This is a genomic window from Clostridium sp. CM042 (genome assembly GCF_055080995.1).
On the sequence record NZ_CM143646.1, the window covers coordinates 1,316,090 to 1,331,140 of the forward strand.

Here is a 15,051-nt window from a genome sequence, read left to right on the forward strand (position 1 = left end):
TCTAAACTTGTATTATCTTTTGTTTTCATAAATAGTTCAAACTTATCCCAGTTAAAACTTTTTCGCTGAATCACACCAACAGGAATTAAAAAACAGCCTAAATCCAATTAATATCAATACATAGACTAATCCAATTTATCTATTAAAAATGGGTTTATCATCAATCCAAGAAAAAGAAAAAAGGCATTGCTGCCTTTTGGGTTGATGTACAATATAAAAGAAATATGCTCATAATAGGAATCTTCTATAAATTAAATTCTAGTATCTAAACGCCCATTTGATACTATCTTGTTTTCATGCTTTGCAGCATTATATGTACTATCAAATATTTTATTAAATTCATTTTTCTTTTCCATTTCTGCCGGTGTCATAGTAAAAGTCCAACCTCCAAGGCCTTGATTAGACGATAATACAGTATTTCCGCCTACACTAACATCATAATCATAACCGCCTCTTGAATTACAAATTGGTGTAATAGAACCACCTGAAGATAGAGGATATGGCTTACCATTTTTAAGACTGACAACACCATCTTCTTCATTTAAATAATCAATTAAAATCTTTTGACTTTCAATGTTTTCTTTATTATGCTTTTGACCTCTTATCGTTTGTACGCCCTCTTTATATAAAGTTTTTCTATCCGGTGAAACAGAAGAAAGATATTGTGCAGATAACTTTGCTTCTTGATGATTTACATATGCAAAATCTTTATCTGTTACCGCTTCGGCACGCTTTGTGGCGAGCTCTTTGATTTGTTTGATTAATTCATCTTTTGATGGCGTTTGCATACCTTTATAGGGAACTAGTTCCCAATTAGGGGCTTTAATTGCATCATTATTATTAAAGCTAACAGACTGTATTTTATTTGAACCCGATATTGAAATACTCATATTAACCTCTTTCTAAATGTAATGGCTAACAAAACTCATTAGGAATAGTTATAGCAACAGTTATTCTAAATAATTATTTATATTCAATAATCATTTACTTTTAGATAACACTTTTTACAGGTATTTCAGCGGATGCCATATATCTGTATATGTTAATCTAAAACTACCCCACAATTCTAATTGAAATATCCCCCACCTTACAGTAAACTTTCTTATGAGAGGCATCATAAGAGGGGGAAATGGAGATGATTAAATTGAGTGAAAAACAACACATCATAATATCGGCACATCTAAACGGAAAGTCTCAAAGGTCCATAGCTAGAGAGACTGGAATTGATAGAAAAACTATTAGTAAATATGTTAAAGAATACGAAGTGGCAAGACAAGAAATTTTGAATTTTAATGGAGGAATTGATGATATAAGAGAACTTCAGGACAGTATTGTTGAGAAACCTAAATACTATTGCATAAATAGAAAAAAGAAAAAATTAACCGAAGAAATTATAAATAAGATAAAGGGGTATATTGAAGAAAACCAGCAAAAACGGCATGCCGGGAGGCATAAGCAGCAAAAAAAGAAAATTGATATATATGAAGCGTTAAAAGAAGACGATTACGATATAAGTTATCCAACTGTGAGTAACTATATAAATAAATTACTTGAGAATGGAGCCGAGGCATTTATAAAATCAGAATATGAGCTTGGGGATATTTGTGAATTTGATTGGGGGGAAGTAAAGTTAACTATTAATGCTCTGGATAGAACATTTCAAATGGCTGTATTTACATCTGCAAAAGGGAATTATAGATATGCACAGTTATTTGCTAAACAAAATTCAGAGTGTTTTCAAGAAGCTCATGCTTTGTTTTTTGAACATATAGGACAAGTATATAGAACAATCGTTTATGATAACATGAGAGTTGCAGTTAAAAAATTTGTAGGACCTACTGAGAAAGAACCTACGGATGCATTGCTTAAAATGTCCATGTATTATGGCTTTGACTTTAGGTTTTGCAATACTCGAGCTGGAAATGAAAAAGGTCATGTCGAGCGAAGTGTAGAGGTAGTACGACGTAAGTCTTTTTGTAAAAATGATAGTTTTAAATCATTAGAAGAAGCTAATAAATATCTGATGGAAACATGCGATAAATTGAATAGCCAACCACAAAAAATAAAAAATATGAAAACTGCAAAAGAAATTCTTAATGAGGAAAGACAACATATGGGGCCTTATATTGCAAAACTTGACACTGCTAGGATAGAAGAACCTAGAGTGGATAAATATTCGACATTCTCAGTGAATACCTGTCGGTATTCTGTACCTGATATGTATGTTGGAAAAAGAATATTCATAAAAATATATTCCAATGACATTGTTTGCTTTAGTGAGGGTAAAAAAATAGCTTCCCATGAAAAGAAGTTAGGATTTCATGAATGGTCTATTAAGCTTGAACATTATCTTAATACCTTTAAAAGAAAGCCAGGATCATTAGCTTCAAGCACTGCAATGCTACAAGCAGACCCTAGGATTCAAAACATCTATGATACCTATTATAACAAAAAAGAGAAAGATTTTATAGAATTACTTTTATTTATAGGTAAAAGTAATATCTCTAAGGTCCTAAATGCAATAAATTTATTAAATAAAATAAATCCTACGGATATAACAACCGAAAAAATAAAGTCTATTTGTAATAGAGATTATACTAATTTTATCGAAAATAATGTTATCCAACTAAATTCAACTGTTGAATTTGAACCTAACGGTTTACTAGATGTGTATAAAGCTTTAATCCCAATATCAACGGAAGATTTTAATAATGAGGTGGCTATAATATGATAAATAAGAAGAAATTATATAAAGATATTGAAGAATTAGCAATAGATCTTAAACTTGCAGGTATAAAAAATAACTTTGAGGTGGGTGCGAAAGATGCTTGCATTAATGACATAAGCTATGAAGAATTTCTTTACAAATTATTGGAAAAAGAATCTGTTTTAAGAAGTGAAAGTAGTAAACAAAATAGAATTAGAATAGCAAAGTTTCCTTATAAAAAATATATCGAAGATCTTGTAGTTGAAGATTTACCAGTTGATGCTAAAAAGAAATTAAAGACGTTAAGTTCACTTGAATTTATTAGTACAGGACAAAATGTAATTTTAGCTGGAAATCCTGGGACAGGCAAGACCCACATGAGTATTGGCCTTGGAATAAAAGCTTGTTTAGCTGGCTATAAAGTTCTTTTTATTACGGTATCATCGCTTATCACCCAATTAAAAGAAAGTCGTTCTCAGAAAGTATTAAGAGCATTTGAAAATAAATTTGATAAGTATGATTTAATTATTGCTGATGAATTGGGATATATTTCTTATGATAAAGAAGGTTCAGAACTTTTATTTAGTCACTTATCATTAAGAGCAGGTAGAAAATCAACTATAGTAACCACAAATTTATCCTTTGAAAGGTGGAATGAGATATTTAAAGACCCTATTATGACCGCTGCAATGATCGATAGACTTACGCATAAGGCATATATAGTAAATATGAATGGTACCTCCTACAGATTAAAGGAAACTAAAGAATGGCTCGCAAAACAATAATAAAATTTCTCTTCACTATATAATTAATTTGGAGGGAATATTATTTTTTACAATTTTTGGTGGAGGAGTTTTGGGTTAGAATATGGGGGAGTTTTCACTTGACAAATACAATATCAATACTTATATAAAAACCAAATAATTATAAAATTAATAACTGAGATTAATAAAATAAAAATTGACCCTACAATATTTTTATTTTTATTTGTAAGCTTATTTTTATTAAATTCTAAAATTGCGATAACAACAATAAATATGTTACCAATTGTTCTTAGAATTTTTATATATATAATTTCAAACCCATTAGTATCTAAATACATTGCTATAACATTAAATAATCCCATTAAAAATAAGGATACAAAAAATATAATATAATATATGTTTTTTTTATTAATCAAATTAAAACCTCCTTATTATTAATTATTTAAACAGGGAAGTGCTCGCAAAGCGTAAATTTATGCTTTGCGGTTACTATCCCAAAACTATCTGGAAGTTTCTTTTGTAAATGTTTTGAGATAATCACTCCAGTTTATATCAACATATACATCTGATACATATCTAATTCCAGTTTTCCAAATTCCGTTATACCTCGAGCAATAATAACTTCTTTTAGTAGCACTTATCCAAATACTTGAAGCATAAGCAATTGATACTACTGCAAGAACAGCAGCAACTGGCGCTGCAGCAAAAACAGCAATTGAACTTGAAAAAAGAACAACTAAACACACTAGACCTGAAACTACTTTTTTAAATTTCATAATTAATACAACCCCTCTTCGTTGAGAAATTATATTTTTCATCGTTTCTTAATTTTAACATATAAGTTAAATAATTTCAATGAGATTTGTCTTATATGGCGTCCTAAGTTAGGAGAAGAAGGTAGTTAATTGCCGAAAGTTTTGGTATTTCTAAAGAAGACTTTGAGAAAAGATTTCCTTCACATGAATTACAGGAAGAAGCTTTTGAATACTTTAGTAAAGGCCAAAAATTGGGGGCACGGAGTTTTCCAACAATTATTCTTGAAAAAGAAAATAAAAGAACGATCATAGCACAAGGCTATAGCAATTTTGAGGAACTTGATAAAATTCTATTGAATGGATAAGTGTCTATGTGATAGGATCCAAAAGCAGTATATAGATAAAAAGGGGGGCTGGTCATGAAAATAAGTAGTCGATTCTCGGTAGCAGTCCACATACTATCTATTCTATTCATTTATTCAAATCCATTGCCCACCTCAGATATGATTGCAGGATGTGTGAATACCAACGCAGTGGTAATTAGAATAATACTTGGAATGCTTAAAAATGCAGGGCTTGTTGATATGAAACGTGGAACTGGCGGTTCGTATCTTACTAAGCATATTGAAGAGATAACTTTATTAGAAGTATACAAAGCGGTAGAGGTAGTGGACGATGGTGGTTTGTTTCAAATTCATCCAACTCCAAATCCCAATTGTCCCATAGGTGCAAACATTCAATCCGTTATTGAAGTCACTTTGTTCAGTGCACAAGAAGCATGGAAAATGTTCTAAGAAAGGTTACTATGCTTGATATCGTTGGCGATATCAATAAGAAAATTAAATAATGCAGAATGATTTTACTGTAATTAAAATGCCGTATAGATTGCATATTTTTATGCTATCCATACGGCATTTAACGCTCTACTTAACTATGGTCGCTTTTTTCCCTTCTTCATCTGCAAATTGCTAATTTCTATTATGTTGAATGGCTTTCATCGTTTAAATGTAAATAATAACTACTTTATATTCTGTACTGATAAATTCAATTTATAATTTCCATATTTTAAAATTTCATCTAAGAAGTCTACAATTTCAGCTTGAGTAGAAGCAGTTAATTTTAATATATAGCATCCATCTCCACTTATTCTATGAGCTTCCGTTATTAGTGGATTATTATATATATATTTTTTAAATGATAAATGGTCCGTTGTTTTCATAAAAACGGTTATAAAAGCAGTTAATTCTTTACCAAGTATTGCAGAATTAATCTTTACAGTATAACCTTCAATGACACCTGCCTTTTCCATTTTGCTTATTCTGTTTTTAACTGCCTGTCCAGTTAAATGAACCTCTTCACCAATTTCTTGCCACTGCATTCGTGAATTTTTTATAAGCAGATTTAAAATTTGTATGTCTGTTTGATCAAGCATAATTACACAAATCCTTTCATGACGAAATCATTTTCACTCTTATGATTTCTCTAATCAAGTAATATCTATTATATAATAACTATATCATAAAAAACTGGAGGGATACACATTGAAAATCCAATTGATTCGTCATGCTACCTTAATAATATCAGTAAATAATAAAAGGATACTTGTAGATCCCGTATTAAGTGAGGCTGGCTCTATGACCCCTATTAAAAATGTGCCAAATCAAAACTATAATCCGTTAGTTGAATTGCCTATAGATATTGATACCATTACTAATTGTGATGCTATACTTGTTACTCATACTCATAGAGATCACTTTGACGACGCCGCGGTAAAATTACTTTCTAAAAACATTCCTGTATTTTGTCAACCTGAGGATGAAATAAAATTGCAATCCTATGGATTCACTGATGTACATCCTATTAATACCACTTTTATTTGGAATGATATTATTTTTAATCGTACCAATGGAAGGCATGGACATGATGAACTCGCTATAAAAATGGCACCAGTATCAGGTTTTGTTATTTCGTGTTCTGAAGAACCCACTGCCTACATAGCCGGAGATACGGTCTGGTGTGAAGAGATTGAATCATCAATAGAAAAATTTAAACCTGAAATAGTTGTTTGTAATTGCGGATGCGCACAATTTGACTACGGAAAACCTATAACCATGTCAACTAAAGATATATATGAATTATGTATTAGGTATTCAAGTCTAAAGTTAGTCAATGTACACATGGAAGCATGGAACCATTGCAGACTATCAAGAAAAGATTTAATTAATTTTATTAATATCAATAATATTAATACTAATGTGTTTACACCCAAAGATGGAGAAGAATTAAGCTTTGAAGTTTAATTTAATTTATTCCACACCCTAGTTTGGAGCAAAAAAAGAAAGCCATTCAAGCTGATCATATTTTTCTATGGAATGTACATTATTAATAGTATAATTAAGGAAATATTGGTCTTATATAGATTAAATTAAAAAGGAGATATAGCTATGAGAAATACAGCACTTTTAGTTGTAGACGTTCAAAATGCACTAGTCTTAGCCAAGCCTTTCGCAGTAGAAGAGGTTATAAGTAATATAAAAAAATTAATTAAGACATGTAGAGAAAAAAATGTAGAAGTAATTTATATTCAACATACTGATAAAATTGGGGGTGAATTAGAACCTAATTCGGAAGGCTGGAAAATCTATGGAGAAATAAGTCCTGCTATAAATGAAAAGGTAATACGTAAAACCTATAATTCTGCTTTTAAGGAAACAATTTTAAAAAATTATTTAGATAATAAAGGTATAAACAAATTAATTATGACAGGTATGCAAACAGAGTATTGCTTTGATACTACTTGTAAAGTTGCATTTGAGTATGGTTTTAAGTTAATTATACCTGAGAAAACAAATACAACATTTAATAATGGAAATATATTAGCTAAAGATCTATATGAACATTATAACTTTAATATATTTAATGGTAGATTCGGTATTGTAGAATGCCTAGATAATACAATAGAAAGATTAATAGGTTAACTAATAAAAAAACCATACAGTATAATGAAATTTATATTGTATGGCTTTTTTATTTTATTTATAGCTAATATTTGATATTATAGCCAATTTGCCTCTAACCCCAATATCGGAATTAGTGATGGATAAGAAGTTGTACCTATTATGGCATTCTATTAGTAACTATTCCCAAGGGTCAGGTACCTATATTTTAATAGTATAATAAAAAATTCCACAAAATTTAAAAAAATCCGTGGGTTTTTTCATAGTATATACGTCTAAACCTATGAGAACTAAATTAAAGGGGGATTTTTATGAGAAAAATAGGTACGATTACTTCTTCAATAGGGCTAATTTTTCTTGGTATCTGGATGATTATATATATGAATAATCCAGAACTTGGTAAGCAAATTTTTATATGGTGGCCTGGAATTTTCATTCTACTGGGAGTAGAGATATTAATACAGTCTAATAGAAAGCATGAGAGCTGTAGAAATCAATTTAATTACTTGACGATTTTAATTATTTTTTTGTATTTAGGAATAAATGTATTCCTTAATTTATCCGGAAAATTTGGAAGCATAATAGATAAAGTTGGGTCTGGCATTGAATTTAACGACGGAAACTTTAAAATAGGCTCTTTAAATAACACAAAAAAAATAAGTGCATCTAAAACCTTATCTATTAATGGAAATAGACTTGTATTTAAAGTTCCAAATGCGGATATTAAGATTTGTAGATCACAAGACCAAAATATAAAAATCCAAGCAGATATCTATGTGAAAGAAAATAGTTCTGTTAATGATTATAAAATAGCTGAGCAAAAAACTATGGAGGGGTATGAGGTTAATATTAAAGAAAGTTATATTAAACAAGTTAAGGCATATATATATGTACCTTATGGATACAATTTAAAAATCGATGCTGCTAATTGTCAAATAAAAACTATTGATTCAAATATAAAATCTAATATAGATATCGATGCAAGTAATGCAAATATTTCCTTAGAAGGAGATATTGAAAAAAGCAATATAAATGTTTCTAATGCTAATATATATTTTAGAAATAAACTTTGTAAAGATATAAATATGAATGCAAGTAATGGTAAGATTACTGTATACACAGAGAATAAGAACTTAAATGTAGACGCAAATATAAATAGTGGAGCATGTATAGTAAATGGAGAGAAAAGAGTAAATAAAGGAATATCAACAAAAATTGGGAATGGGGAAGGGAAATTAAAAGTTGATATTGCTAATGGGGTAGTGAGTGTTAATAGTCAGGAGTGATTTTTTTGGAAGAACATCAAATGGTAGAGAGACTTAGAAATAAGGATAATGAGAGCTTTATTGAAATAGTAAATGAGTACAAAAGAAAGGTTATATCTTTATGCTATGCATATACTCAAGATTACTTTGAAGCTGAAGATTTGTCACAAGAAGTATTTATTGCCTTGTATAATAATATAGTAAAATTTAGAGAGGAATGTTCGTTATCCACATATATTTATAAAATATCAATATCAAAAGCTTTAGATTATAAGAGAAAGAGAAATCTAAAGGGATTTTTAACCGGACTTTTTACTAATAATATCCAACCGACGGAATGTGACATAGATGAGAAAAATCATGTCAGGAAATGCATATGTAGCCTTCCACGAGATTTAAAAGAAGCTGTAGTATTATACTATTATGTAGGGTTAAAAGAAAAGGAAATATCTAGAGTTTTAAATGTATCTCAAAAAACTGTAGAGGGAAGAGTTTATAGGGCAAAACAAAAACTGAGGATAGAAATTCAAAGGGGGGATATCGAAATATGCACGAAAAGTGGGATGATTTAGATAGGCTTATACTAAATTCCTTTGAAGAACATGAGCTAAGTAGCAATTATAATGAGAAGCTAATAAACAGAATTGAAAAGAATAAAAAAAGTTCAATAGATATTCCTGCTATGTCACTGATTGTTGCAGGGCTGACTATGATGCTGATAATTAGTACTAACTTACAATATAAAATAATTAAAACACAATGCAGATTAAAAACAGAAATTATGGTTGTGCAATATAAATATAATGAAAACATGAATGATTTAAAATATTTGATTGGAGATGGATATAATGCAAAAAAGAAATGATTTTTTAACCTTTATGGCAGCCTTAGTTCCTGGGCTTGGATATATGTACTTAGGACTTATGAAAAAAGGAATACAAGCAATGGTTATATTTTTCATGGTAGAACCCTTATTTAGATTTATTGGGTTAGGAGGATTAACAAGCGTAATTCAAATTCCACTTTGGTTCTATTTGCTCTTTGACACATTCAATATCGCTCATAAGCTTGATCGAGGAGAAAATGTATGTGACTCTGACTTTATATTTAGTAATTATCATAATTTCAATAAGAAAGAAAATCTAAATAATGATACTATAGAAAACATGAAAGATAAAAGTGGGCTAATAGTCGGCTGTGCATTGGTGATAATAGGTGTTCTTTCAATTATTAATAAATTATTTGGAAGTAATGCAATATATGATTTTATAAAACAGAGCATAGGAATATACTTTGTACCAGTACTTTTTATATTTGTGGGGGTATATCTTCTAGTGAAGCCACATCAAAAGAAATAGTATAATTCCTTTATAATATTCCTATATGTCATCCCAAGCTATTTCCTATATAATAAAAAGTTGTGTTTTTATGAATGTACGATTTTATATTAAATCGTACATTCGTTTATGACGCAATTCACGAAAAATGCGAATTAACTTCTACTTGTGATTATGGTCATTTGACGTAGATATGTTTTTTCAGCCACTGTCTGAAAAATTCCAGTTGTTCTTCTGTATGAAAATAGTGTTCTCCATGCTCCATTACTTGCAAATCACAGTCGAAGCGTTTTGCAAACGCAGATACCACATCAAACTCACATAAGTTATCTTCTGAACCATAGAGAATTGAAGTTGGATTATTCCAAGCAACAATAGGATGTTCTTTTACATAACAGTAGTAATCCCAATAAAGTGTTTGTCCAATAGGTGTCGATACTTCTGTTTCTGTTTCTAGTCTATTCTCACTTATGCTAAACCATGTCATCATATTATTTATGATACGTTCCATATTTACCACAGGAGAGATAAACAAACACTGTTTCAACAGCTCAGGACTATATGCTAATAGGCTAAAATATGCTCCCATACTACAAGCAAATACACTTATATTATTTGATAATGATTGTGCATAACGCATAATGACATTAAGGTCTTGAACACAGTTTTGAACTTTACAAGCATAGGTTTCATCCTTACGGTCACCATGTTCGGGCAAATCGAAACTAAGCACTTGAAAACCTATTACTGTTGCTTCTTCTGCAAATACAACAATCGTATCGTCTGCCTTATTTGACATATTACCATGTACCACTACGAATAACTTATCTGATTTGTCGCCCCACAAAATTGCAGGAATATTTTCTATTTTCAAATTTTGTTTTATCATTGTAAATCCTCCTCAATAAAATATAATATCAGCTGTAAATCCTAAACTCAATGTTTTAAAAACAATTAAAAAGTATTTAGGACTTATTATAGAATGCTTTTGTATGATTTTTACCGTAGACTTTGTATTTTTATATTTGCCCAAACTTGTAAAAAAAAATCTTGATTTTAATGTTACTTATGACTACACATCAAGCATGTTGTTACGCGCTTTATTTGCAGCTTCAATATTTTTGATATTAATAAATTATATAGGTAAAAATGCTTTTGAGCTTTCAAAAAAACATTTTTCCAAGCTTGCTGATTTTATATTTGGTTGCAGTGTAGCTGTGTTGTTAATGCTCTTAATATTAACAACAAAATTAGGGGTATACATAGTAATTTTTTCTTTAAATATTCGCTATATGCTAGGTATAATAGTAGTGTATTGGGTTTATAAAGGAATAAAAAAAATAATAAAATAAGTATCAAAGGGCATTCAACATAATTTTAATTATCTTGAATGCCTTTTGATCGTTTACTACGTAGTTTGAGAAAATTATAAATTAACTCACTTGGATATTTTTTCAAGTGGTGGCATGAAAGCACAACCCAATGCAAACACAATTAAAGTGACACTTCTATAACTCACACTTCTATAATTCATACCAATAATACTACAGAAAGATAGTACTATCACGACAAAAATAAATAATGAAATAATATAGAAAGCCATAGGAGTTTTTATCTTAATATTTCTTTCCAAAGCAGTCCATAATGCTTTGCTCCATCCAAATTTTATTGAGATTTTCATGAACAAAATAGGAGTCAAAAAATAAAGCACAATTCGAATTACTAACCAGAGCATTACTCACTCCCCCGTTTATCTTGCTTCTTAATTTTCTACCATTACGACGTAAAATACTTAATTAATTATATCATTATTACCAAAATTTTATATAAAAAATCAATGGATGATTTTAGCCAAAAGATTAAATGGATACATAATAATTTAAAACTTGAAATTTATGAAGATAATCTAAATTGCAATTAATCTATATCCAACCCCTTATTATTATTATTATTATTTATTAGCAATAGTTAATACTATTAATGCTCATTTTAAGAATATGCTTTTCTTATTTGCTTGCAATTCGTTTGATAATAGATGAATGAATAATTCTTCAATAACAGCGATACTTGCAACCATACAAATATATACATCAGCACATCTGATTGAACAAAAGCAAGTGATAGTGGGAATGTAAATAGAACAATACCCTATATTTAAATCAGCTTCTCAGGAATAAATTTAGAAGAAATTCTCTTTATTAATATATAATCAATTATCAGGAGAACAGCACCCGCTGTAAACATAATAAGGTTATTGAGCATAATTACACCTGTCATTTGACCTACCAATAGAATAATTACAGGAAGAACAAGGATGCCGCTTACCTGCTGTGCTTCCTGAAAGGTTTTTGATTTTGCTGATACCATCACAGTGAAGGTTAAGGATAACAAATTAATAGCAGGTGAAATCCAAAGTATTATAATGAGCCATTTTATATCTGGAAAAATAAGTCCTCCAAAATATATGAAGCCACCTATATTGATTATTATGCCAAAAGCTATAAATGAAAGCAGAGTTATAATATAGGATGGTATAAAAACGCCTAAAATCTTTGCCCTTAGCAGTTGTTCCATGGATATTGGTGTATAAAGTAGTGTCTCCATTGTCTTATGTTCTTTTTCGCCTACTAAACTACTGGCGCCAATAATTCCTGAACACATTATAGGAATTATAAGAAAGTATGATGGAAATAAATAATTTATAACAATTTTTATTACAAGTTGTGCAGGGCTATATGCCTTATATTCAGAAGGCAGCTTTTTTAGAAGAGATCCGAACCCTCTTAAAACATCTGAAGCATTCCCGATATAATTGACACCGATAATTAATGCCAAAGGTATAAGTACGGTGAGAACAATTGGTACAATAGCCATTGGCACAATTACCCGCTTTGAACTTGTTATCTCATTTAAATCTTTTTTAATTAATACTTTTTCACTTCTATTCATATTAATCCCCCCATTATTACAATAATACACCGTCGGCTGTGCCTTTTATATACATAAAATACAGCTGCTCCAGGGACCATTTCTGTTGTACAACCTCATAAATTTCTCCACCGTTTGCTATTATATTATGTATAATAGCATTCACTTCTTCATCCCCTGAAATAGATTTACTATATAGATTATGATCTTCATGAATAAGTCCAAATTTCTCAGAAATATTTTTTCCCCTGATTTTTAATTGAAGACTTGCATTTTTCTTTGACGCAAGTTCATCAAAAGTACCGAATCCAAGAATATTACCATTATTTATAAAGCCATACAATGTGCAAATATTTTCAGCGTATTTTAACTGATGAGTGCAAAGAAAGATTGTAACTTCATTTTCTTCTGCAAGTTCTTTTATAAGTTTTGAGACATTAAGTGCATTTTCTGGGTCCAAGCCAGAAGTAGGCTCATCAAGAAATAAAATTTGAGGATTGTGAATAATAGCTATAGCTAGAGAAACTCTCTTCCTCATCCCTGTACTTAAAGCTTGAACCTTCTTATTTCTTATATCTAGTAATTCCAGCCTTTTTAAAATGAAATCTATGCGTTCCTTCAGCAGCTTTTCTTCCATACCGTGCATTCTTCCAAAGAATATTAGATTTTCCTCAGCGGTAAGATTTTCATAGCAGAAAGAACTTTCGGTCATAACTCCACATAATCTATGGAGTTCAAGATTATGTTCATTCACAGGCTTTCCTAAAATTTCAGCATGACCTGAGGTTGATGAAAGAATTCCATTGAGAATTCTAACAGTAGTAGTTTTTCCCGAGCCGTTAGGACCAAGAAATCCAAATATTTCACCCTTGGGTATACTGAGACTTATATTATTTAAAGCATTAGTATTTCCATCATAAGATTTTCTAAGATTCGATATATTTATTGCATTCATTTTTTTCACCTCACAATTATTAAACGTAGACTGGGACAAAAAGTTCAAAAAATTTACTGCAAGTAAAAAATTTTCATTTATTAAACGAAGGGGTAAAATACAACCACAGTATTTGGGAAATAAATGATATAATTGAGGCAACATAAGATTAAATACATGGAGGTCATAGACTATATCAGAAAATACAACAACAGTAGGATTTGAAGATAAATTATGGTTAGCGGCAGATAAACTTAGAGGAAGTATGGATGCATCTGAATATAAGCATGTAGTACTAGGTTTGATATTCTTAAAATATGTATCAGATTCTTTTTCAGAAAAATATGATGGGCTAGTAAAAGAACATGAAGACTTTGAGGAAGATAAAGATGAATATACCGCTGAGAGAATATTTTGTGTACCGTTAGAAGCTCGGTGGAGTGAAATAGCAACACATGTTACTTCTGTAAATGCAAATTATCAATAGATATATCCGTTTTCTCTGAAACTTCTTTAATCATCATATCTAATTACCCCTTTAATATAAACTTTGTTTTAGAATATAAAGCTTCAACATAATAAAATATACAACCTATACATCTAGCAGTATATTATTAACTTAACTATAACCCATGAAGTCAACTTCATGTCAAGTATATATTTAGCGATTTAGCGTATCTTCTCGGTTTAATTAAGTAGTTATCACACCAGGGCTTTGCGGATATATTCTCCGAAGTTCTCAGAGTGTCAAAAAGGCAAAGTGTGTTGGCTATCAACAACCATTCACCTTGCCTATACGAGACTTTGTTTTATCTACCCACCTTTGCAACTGCATTTTTGGCATATTTGCGGACCTTGCTTAAATCGGTTTCGTTTGGGTGATTCCGATTTATGAATACCCATGACTGCCCTTTACAAGTAAAAGGCTCATCAACAACCCTTATTCCTTTATTCTGTACGAGCTCTTTTATGTCAGTGCCGATTTTAGCTTGCCCTCCATATGTGGCAAAGATAGCTGCGTTTTTTATCATTTTCGGATCTAATCGGTCAATTAAGGAGAGTGTCCTTTTATTTGCTTTTCCAAAATATAACCCATCTCCAATGAAAAGTAAATCGACAGGCTCAGAAAAAGAAATAGGGTCTTTTCCTAACAGTTCAGCTTGGATACTTAGCGTATCAGCTATTGCGCGTGCGAGTTTTTCCGTATTGCCTGTTGACGAGTGATAAATTACTTTGATATTCATAGTTGCCATATTAACCTCCATTTTATAAACTCTGAATCTCTTGTTTCAGAGAAGCGATAAACTCCGCCTTATGCAATGTCTTCTAATTAACTGATCATGGGCATCGCCAATTTGGCACTACCACAGGGGTTGCTATAATCAATACATAATTTGACCACAA

19 protein-coding genes and 1 pseudogene are annotated in these 15,051 nt (G+C 30.4%); 11 read left to right on the forward strand and 9 right to left on the reverse strand.

Features of this window, described 5'->3' with window-relative positions; translation table 11 throughout:
• Window positions 1–251: 251 nt before the first annotated feature.
• The gene (locus ACWJJ7_RS06220) at window positions 252–890 is read right to left on the reverse strand and encodes a hypothetical protein (RefSeq protein WP_462961237.1); all 639 of its coding nucleotides are present in this window, start codon (window positions 888–890) and stop codon (window positions 252–254) included.
• A 245-nt stretch (window positions 891–1,135) separates the two neighbouring features.
• Here ACWJJ7_RS06220 and istA point away from each other — a divergent pair, with 245 nt between their 5' ends.
• The gene (istA, locus tag ACWJJ7_RS06225) at window positions 1,136–2,731 is read left to right on the forward strand and encodes an IS21 family transposase (protein WP_462962970.1); all 1,596 of its coding nucleotides are present in this window, start codon (window positions 1,136–1,138) and stop codon (window positions 2,729–2,731) included.
• Window positions 2,728–3,492, forward strand: a complete 765-nt coding sequence (istB, locus tag ACWJJ7_RS06230; RefSeq protein WP_462962969.1) for an IS21-like element helper ATPase IstB — start codon at window positions 2,728–2,730, stop codon at window positions 3,490–3,492. Before istA ends, istB begins: the two co-directional genes overlap by 4 nt.
• Before the next feature lie 113 nt (window positions 3,493–3,605).
• Here istB and ACWJJ7_RS06235 read toward each other — a convergent pair whose 3' ends face one another.
• On the reverse strand, window positions 3,606–3,887 hold the full coding sequence (locus tag ACWJJ7_RS06235; RefSeq protein ID WP_462961238.1) for a hypothetical protein: 282 nt from the start codon (window positions 3,885–3,887) through the stop codon (window positions 3,606–3,608).
• An 84-nt stretch (window positions 3,888–3,971) separates the two neighbouring features.
• Window positions 3,972–4,247 (reverse strand): hypothetical protein, encoded by a 276-nt coding sequence (locus ACWJJ7_RS06240; RefSeq protein WP_462961239.1) that lies wholly within the window; start codon window positions 4,245–4,247, stop codon window positions 3,972–3,974.
• Between the two features lie 398 nt (window positions 4,248–4,645).
• On the opposite strand from ACWJJ7_RS06240, the gene ACWJJ7_RS06245 reads away from it, so the two are divergent.
• Window positions 4,646–5,020: an Rrf2 family transcriptional regulator gene (locus ACWJJ7_RS06245; protein ID WP_462961240.1), complete on the forward strand. Its 375-nt coding sequence runs from the start codon at window positions 4,646–4,648 to the stop codon at window positions 5,018–5,020.
• Between the two features lie 224 nt (window positions 5,021–5,244).
• Here the strand turns inward: ACWJJ7_RS06245 and ACWJJ7_RS06250 are convergent, their stop codons facing one another.
• On the reverse strand, window positions 5,245–5,658 hold the full coding sequence (locus tag ACWJJ7_RS06250) for an Lrp/AsnC family transcriptional regulator (protein WP_165413989.1): 414 nt from the start codon (window positions 5,656–5,658) through the stop codon (window positions 5,245–5,247).
• A gap of 109 nt (window positions 5,659–5,767) precedes the next feature.
• On the opposite strand from ACWJJ7_RS06250, the gene ACWJJ7_RS06255 reads away from it, so the two are divergent.
• The 6 genes from ACWJJ7_RS06255 to ACWJJ7_RS06280 all read left to right on the forward strand — a co-directional run bounded on the left by ACWJJ7_RS06255 (window position 5,768) and on the right by ACWJJ7_RS06280 (window position 9,806).
• Entirely contained in the window at window positions 5,768–6,526 is a 759-nt protein-coding gene (locus ACWJJ7_RS06255; protein WP_165413990.1) for an MBL fold metallo-hydrolase, read from the forward strand.
• A gap of 144 nt (window positions 6,527–6,670) precedes the next feature.
• Window positions 6,671–7,204: a cysteine hydrolase family protein gene (locus ACWJJ7_RS06260; RefSeq protein ID WP_462960709.1), complete on the forward strand. Its 534-nt coding sequence runs from the start codon at window positions 6,671–6,673 to the stop codon at window positions 7,202–7,204.
• 290 nt (window positions 7,205–7,494) lie between these two features.
• On the forward strand, window positions 7,495–8,469 hold the full coding sequence (locus ACWJJ7_RS06265; protein WP_165413992.1) for a DUF4097 domain-containing protein: 975 nt from the start codon (window positions 7,495–7,497) through the stop codon (window positions 8,467–8,469).
• A 5-nt stretch (window positions 8,470–8,474) separates the two neighbouring features.
• Window positions 8,475–9,020 (forward strand): RNA polymerase sigma factor, encoded by a 546-nt coding sequence (locus ACWJJ7_RS06270; protein ID WP_165413993.1) that lies wholly within the window; start codon window positions 8,475–8,477, stop codon window positions 9,018–9,020.
• Window positions 8,996–9,313 carry a hypothetical protein gene (locus ACWJJ7_RS06275; RefSeq protein ID WP_216303638.1) on the forward strand — a complete coding sequence of 106 codons (318 nt, stop codon included), beginning with the start codon at window positions 8,996–8,998 and terminating at the stop codon, window positions 9,311–9,313. Before ACWJJ7_RS06270 ends, ACWJJ7_RS06275 begins: the two co-directional genes overlap by 25 nt.
• Entirely contained in the window at window positions 9,297–9,806 is a 510-nt protein-coding gene (locus tag ACWJJ7_RS06280; RefSeq protein WP_462961241.1) for a hypothetical protein, read from the forward strand. The genes ACWJJ7_RS06275 and ACWJJ7_RS06280 overlap by 17 nt, the downstream gene beginning before the upstream one ends.
• Before the next feature lie 157 nt (window positions 9,807–9,963).
• On the opposite strand, the gene ACWJJ7_RS06285 is transcribed toward ACWJJ7_RS06280, so the two are convergent.
• Window positions 9,964–10,674 carry an alpha/beta hydrolase gene (locus tag ACWJJ7_RS06285; RefSeq protein ID WP_462964410.1) on the reverse strand — a complete coding sequence of 237 codons (711 nt, stop codon included), beginning with the start codon at window positions 10,672–10,674 and terminating at the stop codon, window positions 9,964–9,966.
• A gap of 103 nt (window positions 10,675–10,777) precedes the next feature.
• Here ACWJJ7_RS06285 and ACWJJ7_RS06290 point away from each other — a divergent pair, with 103 nt between their 5' ends.
• The gene (locus ACWJJ7_RS06290) at window positions 10,778–11,137 is read left to right on the forward strand and encodes a hypothetical protein (RefSeq protein ID WP_462964411.1); all 360 of its coding nucleotides are present in this window, start codon (window positions 10,778–10,780) and stop codon (window positions 11,135–11,137) included.
• Window positions 11,138–11,223: 86 nt separating this feature from the next.
• Here the strand turns inward: ACWJJ7_RS06290 and ACWJJ7_RS06295 are convergent, their stop codons facing one another.
• The 3 genes from ACWJJ7_RS06295 to ACWJJ7_RS06305 form a co-directional block, all read right to left on the reverse strand.
• Window positions 11,224–11,520 (reverse strand): hypothetical protein, encoded by a 297-nt coding sequence (locus ACWJJ7_RS06295; protein WP_462964412.1) that lies wholly within the window; start codon window positions 11,518–11,520, stop codon window positions 11,224–11,226.
• Between the two features lie 419 nt (window positions 11,521–11,939).
• A complete protein-coding gene (locus tag ACWJJ7_RS06300; RefSeq protein ID WP_462964413.1) occupies window positions 11,940–12,734 on the reverse strand; it encodes an ABC transporter permease subunit in 795 nt (264 codons plus the stop codon).
• A 16-nt stretch (window positions 12,735–12,750) separates the two neighbouring features.
• The gene (locus tag ACWJJ7_RS06305) at window positions 12,751–13,668 is read right to left on the reverse strand and encodes an ABC transporter ATP-binding protein (RefSeq protein ID WP_462964414.1); all 918 of its coding nucleotides are present in this window, start codon (window positions 13,666–13,668) and stop codon (window positions 12,751–12,753) included.
• A 172-nt stretch (window positions 13,669–13,840) separates the two neighbouring features.
• On the opposite strand from ACWJJ7_RS06305, the pseudogene ACWJJ7_RS06310 reads away from it, so the two are divergent.
• Window positions 13,841–14,116 (forward strand): annotated as a pseudogene (locus ACWJJ7_RS06310) (type I restriction-modification system subunit M N-terminal domain-containing protein); the annotation flags it as partial.
• Window positions 14,117–14,456: 340 nt separating this feature from the next.
• Here the strand turns inward: ACWJJ7_RS06310 and ACWJJ7_RS06315 are convergent.
• Window positions 14,457–14,900 carry a flavodoxin family protein gene (locus tag ACWJJ7_RS06315; protein WP_462964415.1) on the reverse strand — a complete coding sequence of 148 codons (444 nt, stop codon included), beginning with the start codon at window positions 14,898–14,900 and terminating at the stop codon, window positions 14,457–14,459.
• Window positions 14,901–15,051: the final 151 nt, after the last annotated feature.